The sequence below is a fragment of the Solidesulfovibrio alcoholivorans DSM 5433 genome (assembly GCF_000702665.1).
Taxonomy (GTDB): domain Bacteria; phylum Desulfobacterota; class Desulfovibrionia; order Desulfovibrionales; family Desulfovibrionaceae; genus Solidesulfovibrio; species Solidesulfovibrio alcoholivorans.
The window spans coordinates 143,448-163,626 of the sequence record NZ_JNJA01000002.1 but is presented as its reverse complement, the minus strand read 5'-3'; the positions used below and the strand labels follow the sequence as shown (position 1 = coordinate 163,626).

At 67.5% G+C, this 20,179-nt stretch carries 15 protein-coding genes and 1 tRNA gene; 4 read left to right on the top strand and 12 right to left on the bottom strand.

The features are described 5' to 3' along the window. Positions 1-4 precede the first annotated feature (4 nt). The 11 genes from Q368_RS0103950 to Q368_RS0103900 all read right to left on the bottom strand — a co-directional run bounded on the left by Q368_RS0103950 (position 5) and on the right by Q368_RS0103900 (position 13,583). On the bottom strand, positions 5-586 hold the full coding sequence (locus Q368_RS0103950; RefSeq protein ID WP_029457483.1) for a hypothetical protein: 582 nt from the start codon (positions 584-586) through the stop codon (positions 5-7). 110 nt (positions 587-696) lie between these two features. After that, positions 697-1,995: a cyclic di-GMP phosphodiesterase gene (locus Q368_RS0103945; protein WP_029457481.1), complete on the bottom strand. Its 1,299-nt coding sequence runs from the start codon at positions 1,993-1,995 to the stop codon at positions 697-699. A gap of 86 nt (positions 1,996-2,081) precedes the next feature. Continuing rightward, the gene (locus Q368_RS0103940) at positions 2,082-3,173 is read right to left on the bottom strand and encodes a LysM peptidoglycan-binding domain-containing protein (protein ID WP_029457479.1); all 1,092 of its coding nucleotides are present in this window, start codon (positions 3,171-3,173) and stop codon (positions 2,082-2,084) included. Further along, on the bottom strand, positions 3,170-4,516 hold the full coding sequence (locus tag Q368_RS0103935; RefSeq protein WP_029457477.1) for a PP2C family protein-serine/threonine phosphatase: 1,347 nt from the start codon (positions 4,514-4,516) through the stop codon (positions 3,170-3,172). Before Q368_RS0103935 ends, Q368_RS0103940 begins: the two co-directional genes overlap by 4 nt. Positions 4,517-4,698: 182 nt before the next feature. Then, on the bottom strand, positions 4,699-7,698 hold the full coding sequence (locus Q368_RS0103930) for a chemotaxis protein CheA (RefSeq protein WP_029457476.1): 3,000 nt from the start codon (positions 7,696-7,698) through the stop codon (positions 4,699-4,701). Between the two features lie 35 nt (positions 7,699-7,733). Further along, positions 7,734-8,102, bottom strand: a complete 369-nt coding sequence (locus Q368_RS0103925; RefSeq protein ID WP_029457474.1) for a response regulator — start codon at positions 8,100-8,102, stop codon at positions 7,734-7,736. Positions 8,103-8,114: 12 nt separating this feature from the next. Beyond that, entirely contained in the window at positions 8,115-8,852 is a 738-nt protein-coding gene (locus tag Q368_RS0103920; RefSeq protein ID WP_029457472.1) for a chemotaxis protein CheW, read from the bottom strand. Continuing rightward, entirely contained in the window at positions 8,849-9,616 is a 768-nt protein-coding gene (locus Q368_RS0103915) for a ParA family protein (protein ID WP_029457471.1), read from the bottom strand. Before Q368_RS0103915 ends, Q368_RS0103920 begins: the two co-directional genes overlap by 4 nt. 41 nt (positions 9,617-9,657) lie before the next feature. Next, a complete protein-coding gene (locus Q368_RS0103910) occupies positions 9,658-10,536 on the bottom strand; it encodes a CheR family methyltransferase (protein WP_029457470.1) in 879 nt (292 codons plus the stop codon). Positions 10,537-10,539: 3 nt separating this feature from the next. Then, positions 10,540-12,462 carry a HEAT repeat domain-containing protein gene (locus Q368_RS0103905; RefSeq protein WP_029457469.1) on the bottom strand — a complete coding sequence of 641 codons (1,923 nt, stop codon included), beginning with the start codon at positions 12,460-12,462 and terminating at the stop codon, positions 10,540-10,542. A 29-nt stretch (positions 12,463-12,491) separates the two neighbouring features. Next, positions 12,492-13,583 (bottom strand): protein-glutamate methylesterase/protein-glutamine glutaminase, encoded by a 1,092-nt coding sequence (locus tag Q368_RS0103900; protein ID WP_029457468.1) that lies wholly within the window; start codon positions 13,581-13,583, stop codon positions 12,492-12,494. A 166-nt stretch (positions 13,584-13,749) separates the two neighbouring features. On the opposite strand from Q368_RS0103900, the gene Q368_RS0103895 reads away from it, so the two are divergent. Continuing rightward, a tRNA-Pro gene (locus Q368_RS0103895) sits at positions 13,750-13,827 on the top strand. Between the two features lie 119 nt (positions 13,828-13,946). On the opposite strand, the gene Q368_RS0103890 is transcribed toward Q368_RS0103895, so the two are convergent. Further along, positions 13,947-14,312, bottom strand: a complete 366-nt coding sequence (locus tag Q368_RS0103890) for a hypothetical protein (RefSeq protein ID WP_029457466.1) — start codon at positions 14,310-14,312, stop codon at positions 13,947-13,949. Between the two features lie 125 nt (positions 14,313-14,437). On the opposite strand from Q368_RS0103890, the gene Q368_RS0103885 reads away from it, so the two are divergent. From Q368_RS0103885 to Q368_RS0103875, 3 genes are all read left to right on the top strand, one after another. Beyond that, positions 14,438-16,939, top strand: coding sequence for a heavy metal translocating P-type ATPase (locus Q368_RS0103885; protein WP_029457465.1), 2,502 nt, complete (start codon positions 14,438-14,440; stop codon positions 16,937-16,939). Positions 16,940-17,330: 391 nt separating this feature from the next. Then, entirely contained in the window at positions 17,331-18,662 is a 1,332-nt protein-coding gene (locus tag Q368_RS0103880; RefSeq protein ID WP_029457463.1) for a LysM peptidoglycan-binding domain-containing protein, read from the top strand. 178 nt (positions 18,663-18,840) lie between these two features. After that, positions 18,841-20,118: a lysozyme inhibitor LprI family protein gene (locus Q368_RS0103875; protein WP_029457461.1), complete on the top strand. Its 1,278-nt coding sequence runs from the start codon at positions 18,841-18,843 to the stop codon at positions 20,116-20,118. The last annotated feature ends 61 nt before the right edge of the window (positions 20,119-20,179 follow it).

Genomic DNA, 20,179 nt, shown 5'->3' with positions numbered 1-20,179 from the left:
CGGATCAGCCGAAGGTAGTGGCCACGGCGTCGCCGAGGAAGCTCATGGTGAAATCGGAGGCATCGACGTCGCTGTTGAGCTGATTGAGGTAGGCGGCGTAGCCGTTCGTGCGCAGGCGGGCATTGGCCTGGCTTGCGGTCATGTTCTGGAGCGAGGCGCTATTTTGGGCCAGGGACGTGAAGGCCTCGGTGAGGACGTCGGTGTCGGCGAAAAGCGATTCGATGGCGTCCTTGTCCGGGTGGTCGTTGGCCACCGTCACCTTGCCGTCGCTGCCGAGCTTGAGGGTGATGGCCTGACTCGTATCGATGCCGAGTTCCTCGAACTTGCTGGCGAGCGTCTGGGTCAGCTGCTGCTGCAGGGCTTCGTTTTGGCTCTTGAGCGAAAGGATCGGGCTGATGTAGTCCGAATCGCTCTGGGACAGGGCCTTGGCGATGCTCGACCAGGTGGCTGCGTCGGCCTTGCTCGAACTCGACGTGTCGCTGGTGGTCGTGTTGCCGGAGGCCGACCCCGCGGCGATGCCGGCGGTCGCGCCCTGGGTGATGGTGAGCTGCCGGTTCAGGCTGTCGTAGCTTGTGGTGATGTCCATGACGCCCTCCTGTGGCCGCCAGGGACATAGCAAGAATGATTCCAGGAAAAACCTGCCGCCTGCCCCGCGTCGCGTCGCGCGGCATCCGCCTTCTCACGGCCGATACCCCGTCAGCGCGAAGCGTCTTCGGGACCGGGCTGCGAAAGAAAGTCCAGCGGGTCCAGGCCGAAGGCTTCCGGGTCCAGGGCCTGGGCGATGGAGGGCCCGCCCTCCTGCCAGCCCCCCAGGTCGAGCGGCCGTTGGGAGCACGGCCGCCCCGAGGCGTCGAGAACCAGGAGCAGTTCGGGAAAAAGCGGCCGGCCGGGATTGCCCCGGCGCACGAAGCCGTATTCGCCGCTTGCCAGGCGCACGAAGCTGCCCACGGGGTACGGCCCCAGGAACTTGATGAAGCGTTCGACCAACTGCGCGGGGAAATCCCGTCCGCGCATGCCGTAGAGCACGCCGAGCGCCCGTGTGGGCAGCATGGCTTCCTTGTAGGAGCGGCGGCTGGTCAGGGCGTCGAAGACGTCGGCCACGCCGAGGACGCGGCCGAAGGGATGGATGTCCTCGCCCACGAGCCCCCGCGGATAGCCCGAGCCGTCCGCTTTCTCGTGGTGCTCGCCCACGCCGCGCAGCACCGCTTCCGGCAACCCCCTCCCGGCCAGCAGGCGGCAGCCGTGGGCCGGGTGTTCGCGGATGCGCTCGAACTCCTGGGCCGAGAGCGGGCCGGGCTTGTTGAGGATGGCGTCGGGCACGCCGGTCTTGCCCAGGTCGTGAAAAAGCCCGGCCAGGCCCAATTGCTTGAGCCCCTGCGGCGAGATGCCGAGCGCCGCGCCAAAAGCCACGGCGAGCACGGCCACGTTGACGCCGTGTGTGAAGGTGTAGGCATCGTGCACGCGCAACTTGGCCAGGGCCACCAGGGCGTCGCGGTTGTGCACGGCGCTGGTGATGACGTCGTCGATGAGGGTTTCGGAAGCGGCGACATTGACCTCGCCGCCATTTCGCACCTCGCGCAGCACGTCGCGGGCGATGGCCAGGCAGTCCCGGTAAAGGGTCTTGGCTTCGGCCAGCCCCTGGGCCAGGGGTATCTGCTCCCCGGACTTCCCGGGCGCAGGCGGGGCCCCGGACGTGCGCGGCGCAGGCGGGGCCCCGGACGTGCGCGGCGCAGGCGCATCCCCGGACGCGGTCGCGGCAGCCCCCAGGGGCGCGGCCAGCCGGCTGTCCAGCGCCGCCCGGGCCGAGCCGAAAGCCCCCTTCTCGGTGTCGACGAAGGCTTCCTCGTATCCGGCCTCGACGATCTCACGCAACGTCCCGGCGTTCTCGATCACGCCTTCGCGGCTGTACAGGTAGGGATATTCGAGCCAGGACAGGCCCGTGTCCATCACGTACATGCCGACGGCAAGTTCGGCGACCTGGACTTTTCGCAGCACGGTCTCTCTCCGCGAGCGCTTGGAACGCAAAAAAGCCGAAAGGCGACACCTTCCGGCTTTCTGCATACGCTCTCACTTCATGCAGGTCACTGCTTTTCCGTCACCACACTTTGCTCGCCGACAATGCGGTAACCCGTGCCGGCCGGACGCAGCAGGAACGTGAACTTCGCCTGCCCGCGAACGCTCTTGCCACCGTTCTTGACGGAAAACGTCGTCGGCACCGTAACGCGCAGGTCGCCGTTCGGCATTTTTTCCACGGACACGGGCTTGGGCGTATAGGTGCGTTCGGGCCAGCGCTGGAAATAGTCCGCCTTGTCCTGGCGCACGATGTCCTTGCCGCTCTTTCCTTTCTTGTAATAGTCCACGCGTTCGCCGTAATAGTCGAGCAGGCCGTTGACGTCGCCGGAAACGCTTTTCTCGAAAAAGCCCTTCACGAGGTCCGCCACGGCCGGCGGTGTGGCCGCTGCGGCCGCGGGAGCGGCCCCGGCCTTGCCGGGAATGACGATCTCCGCGCCGGCTTCGAGGTGGTCGGCGTTCTTCATGTTGTTGGCGGCCATGATGTCCTTGGCGGACACGCCGAACTTCTTGGCGATGCGCGTCAGGCTGTCACCCCGGGCCACGGTGTAGGTCTGTTGGGCGGGCTCCTGGGCGGGCGGCGGCGAAACGGTGCCCACTTCCACGGTTTCCACGACCTCGGCCGGCTGGTCGGTCGCCGGGGCTTGTGCGGGAGCCGGGGCCTGGGCGGGAGCCGGGACGGCAGGCGGCGCGGCCGCAGCGGCGGCGGGCGCATTCTCCGGGGCCTTGGCCGGGGCGGCGGGTTCGGGAGCCTTTGCCGGCTCGGGGGCCTTTTCCGGCGCAGCGGGCTTGGCCGCTTCCGGGGCCTTGGCCGGGGCGGCGGACGCGGGCGGCGCGGAACTGGCGTCGAGCTTCTTGCCGGCGGCCCGGGCTTCGCGCAGCCGCTGGTATTCCTTGGCGTCCAGGGATTCGTTGTGATCGGCGTCGGCGGCCAGGAACTCCTCCACCGTCAGGTCCGGAAAGACCACGATGAGCTCCTCGAAAATGACCTTGCCGTCCTTGTTGTGATCGACCTTCTCGAAGGACTGGGGGTCCTCCTTGCTGCAACCGCCAAGGGCCAGTCCGAGCGCCAAAGCCAGGGCCAGCTTCTTCCCGTATGTCATGCATCCTCCTTTTCGCCGACCAGCGCCGACGCTTTGACCACGACGAGGGTCACGTCGTCATGACGCGCCTCGCCGGCCAGAAATGTCTCGAGATCGTCCAGGACGGCCCTGACGATACCGGCGGCGTCGCGGGAGGCGGCGGCGCGAACGGCGCTTTTGAGCCGCTCTTTGCCGTACATCCCGCCGTCCGGCCCCCGGGCCTCCCAGATGCCGTCGGTGCCGAGCGCCAGAATCGCTCCGGCGGGCAGCCGCGGCAGAACATGGGCTTCATAACGCCAGCAGGCGTCGATCCCAAGGGGAATCCCCCGGCCGGCCAGTTCCGTAAACCTATCCACCGCAGGGTCGTACAGCAGGGCCGGGTCGTGCCCGGCCCGGACATAACGCATCGTACGGCGCGCGCCGTCAAGCTCCAGCAGGAAAAGGGTCATGAACCGGCCGCTGTCGCCCATGTCCTCGGTCAACAGCCGGTTGACGTCGCTGACGATGGCCGCCGGTTCGCCCGGGGCAAGAAGCCGCGCGCGCAAAAAAGCCCGCACCGTTGTCATGAGCAGCGCCGCCTGGATGCCGTGCCCGGTCACGTCGCCCACGGCCGCAAGCAGCGTCTTCCCGCCCTGCGCGCCGTCGGGGTGCAAAAAATCATAATAATCCCCGCCCGTGGCGTCGCAGGGAAGCGTCAACCCGGCCACCTCGAACCCGGGCACGGGCGGCAAGCCGCGCGGCAACAGGCTCTGTTGCACCCCGGCCGCCAACTCCATTTCAAAGTCCATGCGCTGCTTGGCGAGCGCTTCGCCGTGCAGCCGCGCATTGACGATGGCCACGGCGGCCTGCGCGGCCAAAAGCGAAAACACCTCGATGTCGTCGGCGGTAAACACCCCGCCGTCTTCCTTGTTGATGCACTGCGCCACGCCGATGACCCGGCCGCGATAGAGCAGCGGCACGCAGGCCATGGTCCGCGTGCGATACCCCGTAAGCCGGTCCACCTCGGGATTGAAACGCGGGTCGGTATAGACGTCGACAAGCAGCACGGGCTCGGCCTCCTGCGCCACCCAGCCGGCCACGCCCTCGCCCGGCGCAAGCCGGAAGCCCGTGCGCAGGTCGCCGCAGGCCGGCCCCTGGGCCACGGTGAAAATGAGCTCGCCCTGGCCCGGGCCCGGAGCCTCGTCCACCAGCAACAGGCTCGCCGCCTCGGCGCAAAGGGCCTGGCGCGAGGTGGTCATGATGCGCTCGAGCACCTCGGAAAGCTCCAGCGACTCCGTCACCAGACGCGACAAGGCGAAACAGCGCATCAGCGCAGCGACGCGGTCGTTCGGTCGCGCGGCGGCGTTACAGGCGTGCTCCGTCACGGGACTCCTCTCCTGTTCATGCCTCCCCCCTACATGAAAAGCGGTTACGGAGCAAAGGCGGGAACGGAGGATGTCGGAAAAGAGGCGCAAGCGAAAGCGGAAGATGCCTCCGGCGGCCGGGGGGGGGCACCCCCTCCTGGCCGCCGGAGGCATCTTCCCGTCTTCCTCCGCTCTCCCCTCCGCTACGCCTTGGAGCGGCCGCCGGGGGTGGACATCATGTATATCTCGTGCGGATCGAGGATGAGCACGACGGAACCGTCGCCCATGATGGTCGCGCCGGAGATGCCGCGCATATCGAATTCCGAGAGATAGGTGCCGAGCGGTTTGATGACGATTTCCTGGCGTTCGAGCAGCCGGTCGACGATAAGGCCGAGGCGGCGTTCGTTGTCCTGGAGAATGACGATGGGGACGATGTCGCGGTCGCCCTGTTCCATGGACAGGTCGAGGACTTCGGCGAGTTCCACGATGCCGAGCACTTCGCCGCGCAAGGTGACGCATTTACGCTTGTTGACCTCGGTCATGCGCTTCAGTTCGATTTTCGTGGTTTCGGAGACGGAGTCGAGGGGCAGGGCGTAGGTCTGGCCGGCGACCACGACCATGAGGGCGTCGATGATGGCGAGGGTGAGCGGCAGGGCCAGGGTGAACTTGGTGCCCTTGCCCACTTCGCTGGTCACGTTGACCGTGCCCTTGAGGTTTTTGATGTTGGTACGCACGACGTCCATGCCGACGCCGCGACCGGAGATGTCGGTGATTTTTTCTGCGGAGGAAAATCCCGGCATGAAGATGATGTCGATGGCGTCGCGGTCATCGAGGGCCTTGGCCTCTTCGGGGGTCATGAGGTTTTTCTTGACGGCCACTTCGCGCATTTTCACCGGGTCGATGCCCTTGCCGTCGTCCTCGATCTCGATGGCCACGGAGTTGCCGCGGTGGTAGGCGCGCAGCCAGACGCGTCCGACGGGCGGCTTGCCAGCGGCCACGCGTTCGGCTTCGGTTTCGATGCCGTGGTCCACGGAGTTGCGGATGAGGTGCACGAGCGGGTCGCCGATGACTTCGACCACGGACTTGTCGAGTTCGGTCTCCTCGCCTTCGGTGATGAGGTGCACTTCCTTGCCGGACTTGCGCGAGAGGTCGCGCACGAGGCGCGGAAAGCGGGAAAAAACGGTCGAGACCGGGACCATGCGCACCTTCATGATGGTGTCTTGCAGGTCGTCGGAGATGCGCGCCATCGAATAGGTCGTCTCGGTGAGCTGCTGGCCGATATGGGCCACGTCGTTTTTGCCCTCTTCCAGGGACCGGGCGAGCATGGCGAAGCGGTTGCGGTTGATGATGAGCTCGCCGATCAGGTTCATCAGGTGGTCGAGCTTTTCGTGGTCCACGCGGATGGTGGCCGAAACCTTGGGCTTGCCGGCATCGGCGGCGGGCTCTGCGGCGGGCTTGGCTTCGGGCTTGGGCGCGGGGGCGGGCTTGGGAGCCGGTGCGGGCTTGGACACCGGTGCGGGTTTGGGCGCAGGCTTCGGTTCCGGCTTGGGCTCCGGCTTGGGCGCGGGTACCGGTTCGGGCTTGGACGCGGGCTTCGGTTCCGGTTTGGGCGCGGGTTCGGGGGCCGGGGCGACCGCTTTGGGGGCTTCGGGCAGGGAGACGGCGGCCGGGGCCTTGGCGGCCTTGCCCGAGCGCAGGGTGGCCATGGCGGCGGTGAGCATGTCGGTCAGGATGGAGCATTCCTGGCGCAACATGTCCACGAGCAGTTCGAAGGAGATGCCCTGTTTGCGGGCCTGGTCCACGATGCCGGCGGTGCGTTCGGCCTGGACCTTGAGGTCGGCCAAGCCCATGTAGCCCGAGGAATTCTGGATGGTGACCAGGGCCCTGTAGAGGCCGTCCACCATGTCCTTGGATTCGGGATTCTCGGCCAGCCCGGCGAGGGCCTGGCTCATGTAGACGATCTGCTGGTCGATGGTGGACTCGAAGACGGCCACGTCTTCGGGGTCGTAGCCCGTGCCGGGTCTTGGCTCCTCGCCGGCAGGTCCGGGTTGCGGCGCGGATTTCGGTTCGGGCTCGGGAGCGGGCTGTGGCTCGGGCTCGGGTTCCGATGCCGCGACGGGTTCGGGCTCCTGTTCCGGCTCGGGTTCGGGTTTCGGTTCCGGCTCGGCGTGCGATTCCGGCTCGGGTTCGGCCACCACGCCGTCTTCGCTCGCCTGCTTGAGGCGGGCGACGAGGGGGCGGATGTCCTGGGGCGTGGCCACGCTCGTGGCCGGCTCGATGTGGCTGACCAGGGCTTCGACCTGATCGACGACGGCGAGCAGCAGGTCCACCATGGCCGGTGTGGCCGTGATTTCGCCCTTGCGCACGCGGTTGAGCAGGGTTTCGGCCTCGTGGGTGAGGCTGTTGAGCTCCTTGTGGCCGATGATGCCGCTGTTGCCCTTGAGGTTGTGGAAATAGCGGAAGATGTCGTTGATGCTTTCCGAACGGCCGTCGCCCGCGGATTCGAGTTCGAGCAGCGCGGCGTTGAGGCGTTCGATGATTTCCCGGGCTTCTTCCAGAAAATCGGCCATATGGCCTTCGCCGATGGAGGTCAGCGCGTAGGCTTCGGGCGCAAACGGCGGCAGTTCCTCGAAAATCCGGGCGATCTTGGCCGCGGCCTGGGAATGGGTGGGCGCTGCGGCGGCGGGCGCGGGTTCGGGTTCCGGTTCGGGCGCGGCCACGGGCGCGGGATCGGGCGGCGGCAGCGTGTCCTCGGCCGGGAAATCCCCGGCTCCGGTGACCGGCGGCGCGGCCGGGGTGGCTGGCCCGCTGCCTTCGAGCTGGGCGGCGATGCGGGCGATGACCGGGGCGGTGTCCACCTCGCCCTCGCCGCCGGTCTGCTCGAGGTTCTCGATCATGGTGCGCAGGAGGTCCGTGGCCGCGAGGATCACGTCCATGATCTCGGGGTTGACGGGGATGTTGCCCTTGCGCAGCTCGTCGAGGATGTTTTCCGCCTTGTGGGCCAGGCCGTTGATGGCGTTTAAGCCGAGGAATCCCGAGGCTCCCTTGAGGGAGTGCATGGGCCGGAAAATGTCGTTGAGGAGGCTCAAGTTTCCCGGGTTGCGCTCCAGCTCGAGGAGGTTGGGCTCGATGGTTTCGAGATGCTCCCTGGCCTCCACGATGAAATCGGCGAAAAGTTCCGGATCCATGAAATCCTGGCTCATCAAAGCACCTCGCGGCTGTCGACGGCGTTCGCGTCCTATCCCAGCAGCATCTTGACGTTGCGCACCATCACTTCGGGTTGGGCGGGCTTGACCATGTACAGATTGGCCCCGATGGAAAGGCCGGCATGGATATCGCGCTCCTCGCCCTCGGTGGAAAGCACGACGATCGGCGTATCGCGGTAGGCGTCCTGTTCGCGCACGGTCTTGATGAAGGTGATGCCATCCATGCGCGGCATATTGATGTCGGTGATGATGAGATCCACCTGCGGATCGGTGTACAGCTTCTCCAGCCCGTCCAGGCCGTCCTCGGCGGCGGTCACCTTGAACCCTTCCTTGCGCATGATGAACGCCACAAGGTTGCGCACGGTCTTGGAGTCATCCACGATGAGGATATGCTTGGGCATCGACCTACCTCCTCAACTCTTCAAAACCTTTTGAAAAAGACTGTCAACGGAGAGGATGGCCACGAGCAGGTCGCCGACCTTGAGCAGTCCGGAAACCATTTCCGAAGCCACGCCCGCCCGGGCCTCGAGGCCCCACTCCACATCCTCCCCCCGTGCCTGGTGCATCGTGGTCAGCGCCTCCACGAGCAGCCCCACGAGCATCCCGCGGCAGCGGCACACGATGATGAAGCGGTCCTCGCCGCGCGCACCGGAAAAATCCATGATGCCGGCCAGATCGATCATGGGCACGACCCGGCCGCGCAGGTTGAGCATGCCCTTCACGTGGGGCGGCGCGGCAGGCAGGCGGGTGACGGGCATGGCCCGCAGCACCTCCTGCACCCGGGCGATGGGCACGGCCAGTTCCTGGCCGGCCAGCCGGAAGCCGACGAGCTTGAGCTCCCGGGCCTCGTGCATCGCTTCTTCCAGGGCGGCTTCCTCGTCCACGGACGCGGGCGCGGGCGCAGCGTCGGCGGCATCGGTCCGGGGCGCGGCCGGCGCGCTCCCGTTGCCGGACGCGGCGGGCGGCGGCAGGAGCCCGGTGACCGAGGTGACGGCCGACGGCCGGGACAGCCCTTCCCGGGCGAGGACGGCCTCGAAATCCGCGCCCACGTAGCGCGTGAGAAAAGTCCGCTCCGCATCGGTGAAGCCGCCGGCATGCGGTTCGGGCAGGGACACGGAGTCCTTGAAGTATTCTTCCAGGGTCGGGCTCACAGAGAAAGCACCTCTTGGGCCAGGGCATCGTACTCGCGCGCGCCGCGGCTGTCCGGGGCGATGTCCTGGATGACGCACCCGGCGGCGCTGGCCTCGCGGAACTTGGTATCCAGGCCGATGATCGTCTCGAACATGCGGCCGACGAATTTCTCGCGCAAAAGCGCGAGCACCCGTCGGCAGGCCCTGGCGCGCCGGTCGCACATGGTGGCCAGGGCGCGGAAGGGCACCGGGCGCGGCAGCGCGGCGTTGAGCGCGCGCATGGTGTCGAAAAGGTTGCGTACGCCGTGCAGGGCCAAAAAATCCGTCTGGATGGGGATCACGCACAGGTCCGCGGCCACCAGGGCGTTGACCAGCACCACCCCGGTATGGGGCGGGCAGTCGAGCAGCACATGGTCGTACGCCGGTCCCGACGCCAGAGCTTCACGCAGCAGCACGCCTTTCCCCTTGCGTTCCCGCAGGTCCCATTCCATGTCCGCCAGCCGGGCATGGCTCGGAGCCAGATCGAACGCCGCCTTCTCCGGCCGCGTCACCACGCGTTCCCAGGGCACGGCCCCGGGAGACGCGGCCCAAAACACTTCCGCCGACGAAGCGGCCACGGCCTCGGGAAAGATGCCCACATGCGCCGAGGCGCAGCCGTGGGGATCGAGGTCCATGACCAGGATCCGCCGGCCCGTCATGGCCAGCGCTGCCGCCAGGGACAGGGCCGTGGTGGTCTTGCCCACCCCGCCCTTCTGGTTCGCTATGGCCAGTACGCGTGGCGTCAACGCCTGTGTGTCCCGTCATCGACGTCCGCCGTCATGTCCCCTCACTCCTCCTTGCCGTAGATGATGGCGCCGGGATAATGCTTCGGACGAAAGGCCCGGGAGATGTTGTGCAAGGATTCCGAGTGGCCGATGAGCAGTTGGCCGCCGGGGAGCAGGTTGTCGTAAAAGGCCGTGATGACGTTCTTCTTCATCTCGTCATCGAAATAGATGATCACGTTGCGGCAAAAGACGATGTGCGAGCGCTCCACGCGCTTGAGCATCATACGGTCGCTCAGGTTGATCTGGCCAAACGAGACCAGCCGCTTGACCTCGGGTTTGATCTTGAAATTCGGGCCGTCCGGCGTGAAATAGCGGGGCACGATCTCCTTGGGCGTGGTGCGCAGGCTGTAGTCGGTGTAGACGCCTTCCTTGGCCTGGGCCAGCACGGCTTCGGAGAGGTCGTTGGCCGTGATGCGGATGTCCCAGGTGGCCAGTTCCGTGCGCAGCACTTCGTGAAGGATGATGGCGATGGTGTAGGGCTCCTCGCCGGTGGAGCAGCCCGCGGACCAGATGCGCAGCCGTTTCTGCCGCGCGGCCCGCAGCTTGTCCAGGACGTCCTTGAGCACCATGTCCTGGAAAACCTTGAGCTGCGGCGGGTTGCGATAAAAACTCGTCTCGTTGGTGGTGATGACCTCGAACAGCCGGTTGAGCTCCTGGCGGCGGCCGGCGTCGTATTGCAGGAACGCGTGGTACTCGGAGAAACTCTTGAGGTTGAGTTCCTTCAGCCGCGTCGCGAGGCGGTTCTCGACCAGGTACTTGCGGTTGTCGGCCACATAGATGCCGGACTGGGCATAAATGAAGTCCCGCAACTGGGCGAATTCCGCGTCGCTGATCTTGAGATCCTTGCGCAGCGAAATGGTCTTGGAAAAAAGCGAGGTCATGGACTAGCGCTCCCCTTGCTCGTCCCGCAGCCTGGCGATGGCCGCTTCCGCGGCGTCGACAAGTTCCGGGTCGTCGCCGCCGCCGAACCGCAGGAGCCCTTCGAACGCCTGCGGCCCGCCCAGTTCGCCGAGCACTTCCACGGCCTTGAGCGCCACGAGCTTGCTTGGTTCCCCGGCCAGTTCGAGCAACCGCGGCACGGCGTCGCGCTCGCCGCGGTTGCCTATCGCCTCCAGGGCCCGGATGCGCACCCAGTCGTCGGGGTCGGCCAGGGCCTGCTCCAGGTACGGATAGACCTTGTCGCTGTCGCAGCCGCCCAAAAGCTCCACCACGGCCAGACGCACGTCGCGGTTCTCGTCGGAAAGCCCGGCCACGATCAGCGGCAGCCCGCCCTCCTCGTGGCCGCACATCTCGGCCAGGGCCTCCAGGGCGATCTTGCGGATGTCGGGCACCTCGTCGGCCAGGGCGGCCCGGATGACGTCCATGTGATCGCGCACGCCCATCTTGCCCAGGGCGTACACGGCCATGAGCCGGTCCATGGGCTCCTCGCTCGCGAAAAGTTCACGGAAGCGGGCGTCGAGCCCCGCGCCTCCGATGGACACGCAGGCGTCGAGCGCCGCCTCCTTGACCGCGTCGGAGGGATGGCTGAGCAGGCCGAAAATCGCCTCGCCGGCATCCGCAAGCCGCAGCTTGCCACCTAGGAAGGCCACGGCTTCGAGCAGCAGCGCCTCGTCGTCGCCGTCGAGCAACGTCATGAAAAAGTCCCTGGCCTCTTCCCCGGCGATGCCCGCCAGGGCCTTGGCCGCCAGGGGGCGCGCCCCGTCCGGCAGCTCGGGAAAGGCGTCCATGATGAGCCCGGCGCAGTCCGGGCAGGGCAGGCCCGCGAGCACGTCCAGGGCCGCCAGCCGCTTGGCGTCGCCGCCCTCGCGCAGCGCCCGGCCCAGGGCCTCGGTCAGCCCGATCTCGCGCAACGCGGCAACGGCGTGTTCGTAGCGCTCCGGATGCCGCTCCCGGTCGAGATGGGCGGCATGGGCGAGCACCGCCGCGGCCGCGGCCTCGCCGCCCACGGATCCGAGCCCGGACACGGCCGCGTCCTGCACGTCCTCCTCGTCGTCGCCGAGCGCCGCGAGCAGGTAGTCGCGGAAACGCTCGCGCTCGGCCGGCGACAGCAGGCTCAGCGCCTTGCCGCCGAGGATGCGCACCACGGCCTTGACGATCTTGTTGCGCAACACCTCGGGCGAGGCGTCCATGCGCTTGAGCAGCATGGTCACGGCCTTGATGTTGCCGATCTCGCCCAGGGCGTCCACGATCATGGAGGCCACGAGGTCGGAGCTCTTGTCCAGGGCCTTGACCAGCGCCCCCACCGAGGAGGCGTCGCGGATCTTGGCCAGGGCCTCGATGACCGCGAACTGCACCCACTCGTCGTCGTCGAGCGCCTTGCCCAGGCATGCGGCGGCGTCGGCGAAGGCCAACTCGCCGAGGCTCACCGCCGCCTGGTAGCGGACGTTGACCTCGTGGTCCTTGAGCAGCGCCTCGCACAGGGGCGCGACGGCCAGCCTGGAGTCCGTGGAGCCCAGGATGTCCGACGCGAAAATGCGGATGTCCGGGTCGGCGTCGTGCAGCAGTGCGATCAGCGTGGGGAAGTCCTGGGCGCCCACGGCACGCAGGATATCCATGGAGGCGTTGCGCGTCGGCGCGTCGTCGGAGCGCAGAAGCGGCTTGACCGCGTCCACGACCTCCTTGCCGCCGATCTTGCGCAAGGCCCGGTCGGCCGCCTCCTGCACGCCCATGTTGCGCGAGCACAAAAGCCCCGCCAGCAGGCCCACGGCTTCCACGCAGCCGTTCTCGCCGGCCTCGTACGCGGCGTCGCGCAGCACGTCCGTGTCGTCGCTGCCCAGTCTCCGGCAAAGTTCGTTGCAGTCCACCATGCCGCGTCCTCACCCGGCCCGCGGGCCGGTCACTTGTAGAGGTTTTGGAGGATGGCTTCGCCCATGTCGTCGATATCCACGATTTCGTCGGCAAGCCCCGCGTCCACGATGGCCTTGGGCATGCCGTAGACCACGCAGGTGGAGTCGGACTGGGCCAGGGCGCGGCCGCCCTTGGCCTTGAGCGTGCGCATGCCTTCCAGGCCGTCGCTGCCCATGCCCGTGAGCACCACCCCGAGCGCCCGCCGGCCCACGCCCGCGGCCACGGCATCGAACAATACGGAAGCCGACGGCTTGTACAAGGCTTCCCGGGGTTCGTCGACCACCCGCACGTCGATGCGGCTGACCTTCTGGTCGATGCGCAAATGCCGCCCGCCCGGGGCCACGTAGGCCACACCGTGCTGCAACCGTTCGCCGTCCTCCGCCTCCTTGACCGTGATGCGGCACACGCCGTCAAGTCGTTTGGCAAAGGGGCCGGTGAAGGCGGCGGGCATATGCTGGGCGATGAGGATGCCGGCCGGGAAATCCTGGGGCAGCGCGGAAAGCATTTTCTGGACCGCCGGCGGGCCGCCCGTGGAGACGCCGATGGCCACGAGGTCCCGGCACTGCGTGCCCGAGGGACGGGCCGGGCGCGCGGGCCGCTCGCCGGCGGCGGAAACGCCCCCCGCCGATGGGGCCGGTGCCGGCCGGGTCCGGCCGGACAGGGGCGCCCGCGCGAGGTGGCTCATGCGGCGGCGGGCGATGGTCTTGACCTTGGCCCGCAGTTCGTCCTCGATTTTGACGATGTCCAGCGACACCTTGGAAAGCTGTTTGGGGATGAAGTCCACGGCCCCGAGCTCCATGGCCTTGAGCGTCGCCTCCGCCCCTTCGGTGGTCAGGGAGCTGACCATGAGCACCGGGCGCGGCATCTCCATCATCACGTGCCGCAGGGCCGTGAGCCCGTCCATGCGCGGCATCTCGATATCCATCGTGACCACGTCGGGCTGGTGGCGGCGGATCATCTCCAGCCCCTCCTCGCCGTCGCGGGCCGTGGCCACGACCTCTATTTCCGGGTCCTTGCCCAGCATGGCCGCAAGGGCCTTGCGCATGAAGGCCGAATCATCGACCACCACTACCTTGATCACGCATGTCTCCTGACGGGCTGTCGGCCTGCCCCGGCGTCCCGCCAAGGCGGCGGTTTTCCGGTCGGCCCGTGCCGTCGAACATGATTAGATGACTCCGGCCGTTCTGACAACCGAGATTAGTGCTTGCCAAAGCCCGCCCGATGCTCTAAAAGCCTTTTCTCCACGTCGGGATGTGGCTCAGTCTGGCTAGAGCGCTGCGTTCGGGACGCAGAAGTCGGAGGTTCGAATCCTCTCATCCCGACCAGACATTTCAAGGGGTTATGCGAAAGCATAACCCCTTTTTCGTGTAATATCAGGCCTCTGGCGGACGTTTTGCAGCCGCCTCCGCAGCCCCCCGGGCCGTGGTCGGAGCGTTTTCGCGTCCTAGGAGCGCGGCGTCTCCCCGCCCGCGCCCGGGCAGGCGGCGGCTTCCCCCGCGTGCCGCTCGGCCAGCGTTTCCACGGCGCGAAGCAGTATCGAAAGCGCCGCGCCCACATGATTCGCGCAATACGTCTCTATCCCTTCGGGAGCAGCCGTATCCACGGACAGCCAATCCGGCTCGGGAAACAGCTGTCCGGCCTCGAGCAGGCGTTGTTCCAGCTGTTCCAACAGATCGCCGCTGCCGCCGGGACACAGCGCGGGCATGTCGAGCACCATGCGCAGCTTCTCGAACACGTCGCGAAGCCGCTCCCACCTGTTCGGCTCACGGCCTTGGGCTTCCCAAAAGGAAGCCATTTCGTCGGATTGCATGCCCGGGGCTCCTTTGCCGTCTCTTTTTCCATGCATACTCGCAAAGGCCCCCGATTGCCAGCCTCGCCCGCCTCCAGGGCCGCGATACGGTTGCATCCTTGTCGAAAATGATTATCACTGGCGGCATGGCAAAATCCGATGCCCCCCCCACTTCCGTGCTGCTTCCCGTTTCCGGCATGCACTGCGCCGCATGCTCGAGCCGCATCGAGCGCGTGCTCTCGCGCGTCCCCGGCGTGGCCGAGGCCTCCGTCAACCTGGCCGACGAGTCGTTGCGTCTGCGCTACGACCCGCAAACCGTCAGCCTCGACGACATCGGCGGGCGGGTGGCGGACCTGGGGTTTTCCCTGGGGGCTCCCGCGCCGGAAAACGCCACGGTGGAACTCGACATCTCCGGCATGCACTGCGCGGCCTGCTCCTCACGCATCGAGCGCGTGACCGGAAAGCTGCCGGGCATGGTTTCGGCCTCGGTCAACCTGGCCGACGCAACGGGAGTGTTCACCTTCGACCCGGCGCTCCTTTCCCGGCGCAAGCTGCGGGAAGCCATCGCGGATCTGGGCTTTAGCGCGTCGCCCGCCAAGGACGGCGGCGGGGCCTTCGCCGCGCGCCAGAAACAGGCGCTGCAAACGCTCGCCGCGCAAAAACGCGCACTGATCCCGGCCATGGTCCTCGGCGCGCTGCTTTTGACCCTGTCCATGGGCCACATGCTCGGCCTGCCCCTGCCCTCTTTCCTGCACCCGGACAGCGCCCCGGCGACCTATGCCCTCACCCAACTGGCGCTTACGCTTCCCATCGTCTGGATCGGCCGGCGCTTCTACCTCGACGGCATCCCGGCGCTTTTGCGCGGCGGGCCGAACATGGACAGCCTCGTGGCCATGGGCACGGGCGCAGCCCTGGCCTACAGCCTGGTCAACCTGGGCCTGCTGCTGGCCGGCTCGAACCCGGCCGGGCGGGCCATGGACCTCTATTTCGAATCCGCCGGCGTACTGCTCGCCATGATCAGCCTCGGCAAGTACCTGGAGGCCTCGGCCAAGTTCAAGACCTCCGGGGCCATCGCCGCGCTCATGCGCCTGGCCCCGGACACGGCCACCCTCGTGCGCGGCGACGCGCAGGAGACCGTGCCCCTCGACGAGGTCGAGGTCGGGGACGCGCTGCTCGTAAGGCCCGGCGAACGCGTGCCCGTGGACGGCGCGGTGGTCGAGGGGGACTCCCGCGTGGACGAGTCCATGCTCACGGGCGAACCGATCCCCGTGGCCAAGAAACCGGGGGACGCGCTTTCCGGTGGCACGCAAAACACCACCGGCGCGCTCGTCATGCGCGCCACGCGCGTGGGCGCGGACACGACCCTTGCGCGCATCGTGGCGCTCGTGCGTCAGGCGCAAGGCTCCAAGGCGCCCATCGCCAACCTGGCCGACACCGTGAGCTTCTATTTCGTGCCGGCGGTCATGGCCGCGGCCGTGGTCGCGGGGCTCGGCTGGTATTTCCTCGGCCATGCCGGCTTTTCCTTTTCGCTGCGCATCTTCGTGGCCGTCATGGTCATCGCCTGCCCCTGCGCCATGGGACTCGCCGTGCCGACCTCGATCATGGTCGGCATGGGGCGCGGCGCGCGCCTGGGCATCCTGGTCAAATCCGGCGCGGCGCTCCAGACCGCCGGCGACGTGCGCGTCATCGTCTTCGACAAGACCGGCACCCTGACCCACGGCCGGCCGGAACTGACCGACGCGATCGCGGCCGAGGGCTTCCCGGAGGCGGACCTGCTGCCCCTGGCCGCGGCGGCCGAGGCGCGCTCGGAGCATCCGCTGGCCCAGGCCGTGGTCGCGGCGGCGCGTGACAAGGGCCTGGCCCTGCCCGCGCCCGAACGCTTCGAGGCCCATCCGGGCAAGGGCGTGGCCGCGCGCATCGGCGGCCGCGACGTGCTGGTCGGCACGGCGGCCTTTCTCGCCGCCCAGGGCGTTTTCGCCGGCACCGCCGCCGACGCGGACGAGGCGCGCCTGGCCGACGAGGGCAAGACGCCGGTGCGCGTGGCCGTGGACGGCGCGCTCGCGGGCGTGCTCGCCGTGGCCGACACGCCGCGCGAAGAAGCCGCGGCCGTGGTCGCGGCCCTGGCCCGCGACGGCGTGGAAGTGGCCATGCTTACCGGCGACGACGCGCGCACGGCCAAGGCCGTGGCGCGCAGGCTCGGCATCGCCCAGGTGATCGCCCGGGTGCTGCCCGAGCGCAAGGCCGAGGAAGTCGGCCGGTTCATGCGCTCCGGGCGCAAGACGGCCATGGTCGGCGACGGCATCAACGACGCCCCGGCCCTGGCGGCCGCTGACCTCGGCATGGCCATGGGCTCGGGCATCGACGTGGCCGTGGAGTCCTGCGACGTGGTGCTCATGCGAAACGACCTGCGCGGGGTGCCGGCCGCTCTGTCCCTGTCCCGGGCGGTCATGGCAAACATCAAGCAGAACCTCTTCTGGGCGTTCGCCTTCAACACCATCGGCATCCCCGTGGCCGCGGGCGTGCTCCACATCTTCGGCGGCCCGACGCTCAACCCCATGATCGCCGGCGCGGCCATGGCGCTGTCCTCGTTCACGGTAGTCACCAACGCCCTGCGCCTGCGCTTTTTCACACCCCGTCCCGTCGCCTGAGCAGGTGCAGGGTGGTGGCTGGCGTCGTCGCCTCCGGCAGCCAAGGGGATGTCGCCTTCTGGACTCCCTCCTCAGGATTTTGGGCGTTGGGGCCCTCTTTCTGTCCGCTTCGCGGCGAGTCTTTTTGTGCAACAGCTTTGCACAGACATCGAGGGCGCGACGCTGCGGAGGGACGCAGGCCCCGCGGCGTCCGCAACGTCCGGCTCCTCCGGCAACGCGGACGACTTTCGCCAGCAACGCCGCTCAAACATGAACAAACATTTCATCATCTTGTAATTTTTCAACTTCCGAAAAACATTGCCCCATCGTCCAAGCTGGTCTACATAAAAACCTTCGGCTTCGTACCCGCCATCCGGCTCCGCTCATAACCTGTCAGCGCTAAGGTGGTGCTATGCCTCGTTTGTCTCGCCTTCTGCTAACCTTTATCTCCCTGAGCCTGATCGCCACCGCCTGCCCCGATTCCGCCAGGGCCTACACCGTGCAAGCCGGCGACACGCCGCTGTCCATAGCCAAGAAGCACAACATCTCCGTGGACGACCTGCTCAAGGCCAACAAGGGCCTCAAGCCCAGCAAAATGAAGGTCGGCGAATCGCTGACCATCCCCGGCAGCGCTCCGGCCAAGGCCGAAAAATCCAAGGACGCGAAAAAGGAAAAGGCCGACAAGAAATCCGAAGCGGCCTCGCCCAAGGAACGCGCCGCCGAGTCCCGGGACCGCAAGCAGGAAAAGGAAGCCAAGTCCCAACCCGCGAAGTCCGGCGGCCACTACACCATCAAAAAGGGCGACACCCTCGGGAGCATCGCAAGCAAGCACGGCGTGTCCGTGGACGATCTGCTCAAGGCCAACAAGGGCCTCAAGGCCAACCGCCTGGGCGTGGGCCAGGAACTCGCCCTGCCCGGCGGCGCCGCCCCGGCCAAGGCCGAACCCGCGGAAAAGCCGCAGGCCAAAACGTCCCACAAGGTCGCGGAGCCCGAATCCGCCACCACGACCTACACCGCCCACCGCAAGGACACGGTGGATTCCGTGGCCCGCAAGTTCCACATCAGCGCCAAGGAACTCGCCCGCCTCAATCCCGACATGGGCAAAAAGCTGCACTCCGGGCAGAAGCTGACCGTACCCCTGGCCAAGGGCAAGGCCGAGCCTGTCGAGGAAGCCCCGGAGCGCCAGGTTCCCGCGCCCGTGGCCGAGGAACCCGCTGCCGCGCCGGCGCGCCCCGTGGCCAAGCCCGCTCCCGAAGCCGCCACGCCGACCCTGCCCGAAAACCGGGAGACCGCCGACGCCGAGGCCGCCTTCGAGAAGGGCATCGAATTCGGCAAGCAGAACAAGTTCCAGAAGGCCGTGGAGAGCTTCGACAAGGCCATCAAGCTCAACCCCAACCGCGCCGACTACTTCGCCAGCCGGGGCCACGCCAACTACTACCTCAAGCAGTACAACAAGGCCATCGACGACTACACCAAGGCCATCGAACGCAACCCCAATTTCGCCCTGGCCTACTCCATGCGGGGCTTAAGCCGCACCCGGACCGAGAAGTACCAGCTGGCCATCGAGGACTTCAACAAGGCCATCGGCTTCGGGCCCAAGGAAGCCGACTACTACAAGGGGCGCGGCTTCACCTATCTGCACCTCAAGCAGTACGGCCCCATGTGCCAGGACTACCAGAAGGCCTGCACGCTCGGCGACTGCGAACTCCTCGACAGCGCCAAGAAGGAAAAGCTTTGTCAGTAGGCAACGCCTTCTCCACGGAATGCAAAAAGCCCGGCTCCGGCCGGGCTTTTTTATTGTGCGCCCACGGGACGCGCAGACTTGACTTTTCCCTGGCTTCCCAAAACAATCCTCGCGACTTGGTTCGGCATGCCGCGGCAGGCTCGAGCCGCCGTCCGCTTCGTCCTGCAAAGGAGGCACCATGGCCCGGCCCCGAAAGCGCATTTTCCTGCACGCGCGCAGCTTCCTGCTGCATGCCCTCGCCGTCCTTCTCAGCGGCCTGTCCCTGCCCGGGACGACCCTGGCGGCCCAGGCCGTGCCCCTTGACGCCTACGCACGCAAGGCGGTGCCCGGCATCACGGTTTCGGGCGGCAAGGCCCGTGTCCATGACCTGGCCATCGAAGCGTACCCGGGCGAGGACATCAAGGAAGGCCAGTCCGTCTATCGGGTTTCCCTGGACGGCAAGGCTCTTGTCAGCGACGCCGACGACGTGGCGATCCGGGAGAACTTCCCCCGGCCGGGTATGACGACGCTCGTCGTCACGTCCTTTTCCGGAGGGGCCACGGGCTGCTGCTACAGCTACGCCTTTCTCACCCTCGACGCGGACGGGCGCTGCCAGCTGGTCACGACCCTCGACAGCGGCCGGCGCGGCGAATTCGACGCGGGCTTCTTCGAAGACGACGGCCGCATCCTTTGCGGCAGCTGGCCCTTCGAGGGCTACGCCCCGGACGGAAACGGACCGTCGTTCGCCATCTTCCATGCCAACGCGCCCTGGCTCGCCCGCCAGCTTGTCTTCGACGGCGGCCGATGGCGGGCGGACCGCGCCGGCGAATTTCCCGATTTCTACAAGGCGCGCCTGGCCAAGCTCCCCGCCCCCGCAAGCGCGGCGGATGCGGACTCGCGCGGCTCCCTGGCCCTGGAAACGGCTTATGACGCCCTCATGGCCGGCATGGACGCCAGGACGGCAAGCGGCCTCACCGCCAAGGCCCTCGGCACAAAGCTCGCCGCCCTGGCGCCGACGCTGGTCAAGGACGTGCAACAGGTCATCGCCACGGACGCGCTCGTGGAAAACAAGCTTCCCGCCGCGGCCGCCCTGGCTGCCGGCCGGGAGAACGCGCCGCCGGAAAATGCCGTGCCCACGCCCGCCGGACCGGCCCGGGTCAGCGAAGACGACGCCGCGCTGTGCCTGCAGGGTGCGAAGACCCCCTGCGACCACGCGGCCTGCCTCGCGGCCCGGCTCAAGCACTGGGACGAGGCACTCAACGCCCGTTTCAGGGAACTCATGCACGCCTATTCCGAGGATCGCCGGGCGGCGCTCAAGAAGGAAGAGATCGCCTGGGTCAAGGCGTACATGCGCCTGCAGGAGGCCATGAAAGCCCAAAGACAGGGCCCGTGCCCCGACCAGGCCGTCTATCAGGCGGCGATGCTCGATTTCGTGAAGAAACGCGAACTGGCGTTGCAGGCCCTGCCGTCGCGCTAGCGCGCCGCAAGACTTGCGGGACGCCCCGAATGACAGGTCATGCGCGGCAGCGGCAATGCCC

Excerpts from the sequence above, each read along its gene's own strand:
- Q368_RS0103950 (WP_029457483.1), bottom strand. The coding sequence starts at position 586 with ATGGACATCACCACAAGCTACGACAGCCTGAACCGGCAGCTCACCATC.
- Q368_RS0103940 (WP_029457479.1), bottom strand. The coding sequence starts at position 3,173 with ATGACATACGGGAAGAAGCTGGCCCTGGCTTTGGCGCTCGGACTGGCC.
- Q368_RS0103930 (WP_029457476.1), bottom strand. The coding sequence starts at position 7,698 with ATGAGCCAGGATTTCATGGATCCGGAACTTTTCGCCGATTTCATCGTG.
- Q368_RS0103925 (WP_029457474.1), bottom strand. The coding sequence starts at position 8,102 with ATGCCCAAGCATATCCTCATCGTGGATGACTCCAAGACCGTGCGCAAC.
- Q368_RS0103910 (WP_029457470.1), bottom strand. The coding sequence starts at position 10,536 with ATGACCTCGCTTTTTTCCAAGACCATTTCGCTGCGCAAGGATCTCAAG.
- Q368_RS0103905 (WP_029457469.1), bottom strand. The coding sequence starts at position 12,462 with ATGGTGGACTGCAACGAACTTTGCCGGAGACTGGGCAGCGACGACACG.
- Q368_RS0103890 (WP_029457466.1), bottom strand. The coding sequence starts at position 14,312 with ATGCAATCCGACGAAATGGCTTCCTTTTGGGAAGCCCAAGGCCGTGAG.
- Q368_RS0103885 (WP_029457465.1), top strand. The coding sequence starts at position 14,438 with ATGGCAAAATCCGATGCCCCCCCCACTTCCGTGCTGCTTCCCGTTTCC.
- Q368_RS0103880 (WP_029457463.1), top strand. The coding sequence starts at position 17,331 with ATGCCTCGTTTGTCTCGCCTTCTGCTAACCTTTATCTCCCTGAGCCTG.
- Q368_RS0103875 (WP_029457461.1), top strand. The coding sequence starts at position 18,841 with ATGGCCCGGCCCCGAAAGCGCATTTTCCTGCACGCGCGCAGCTTCCTG.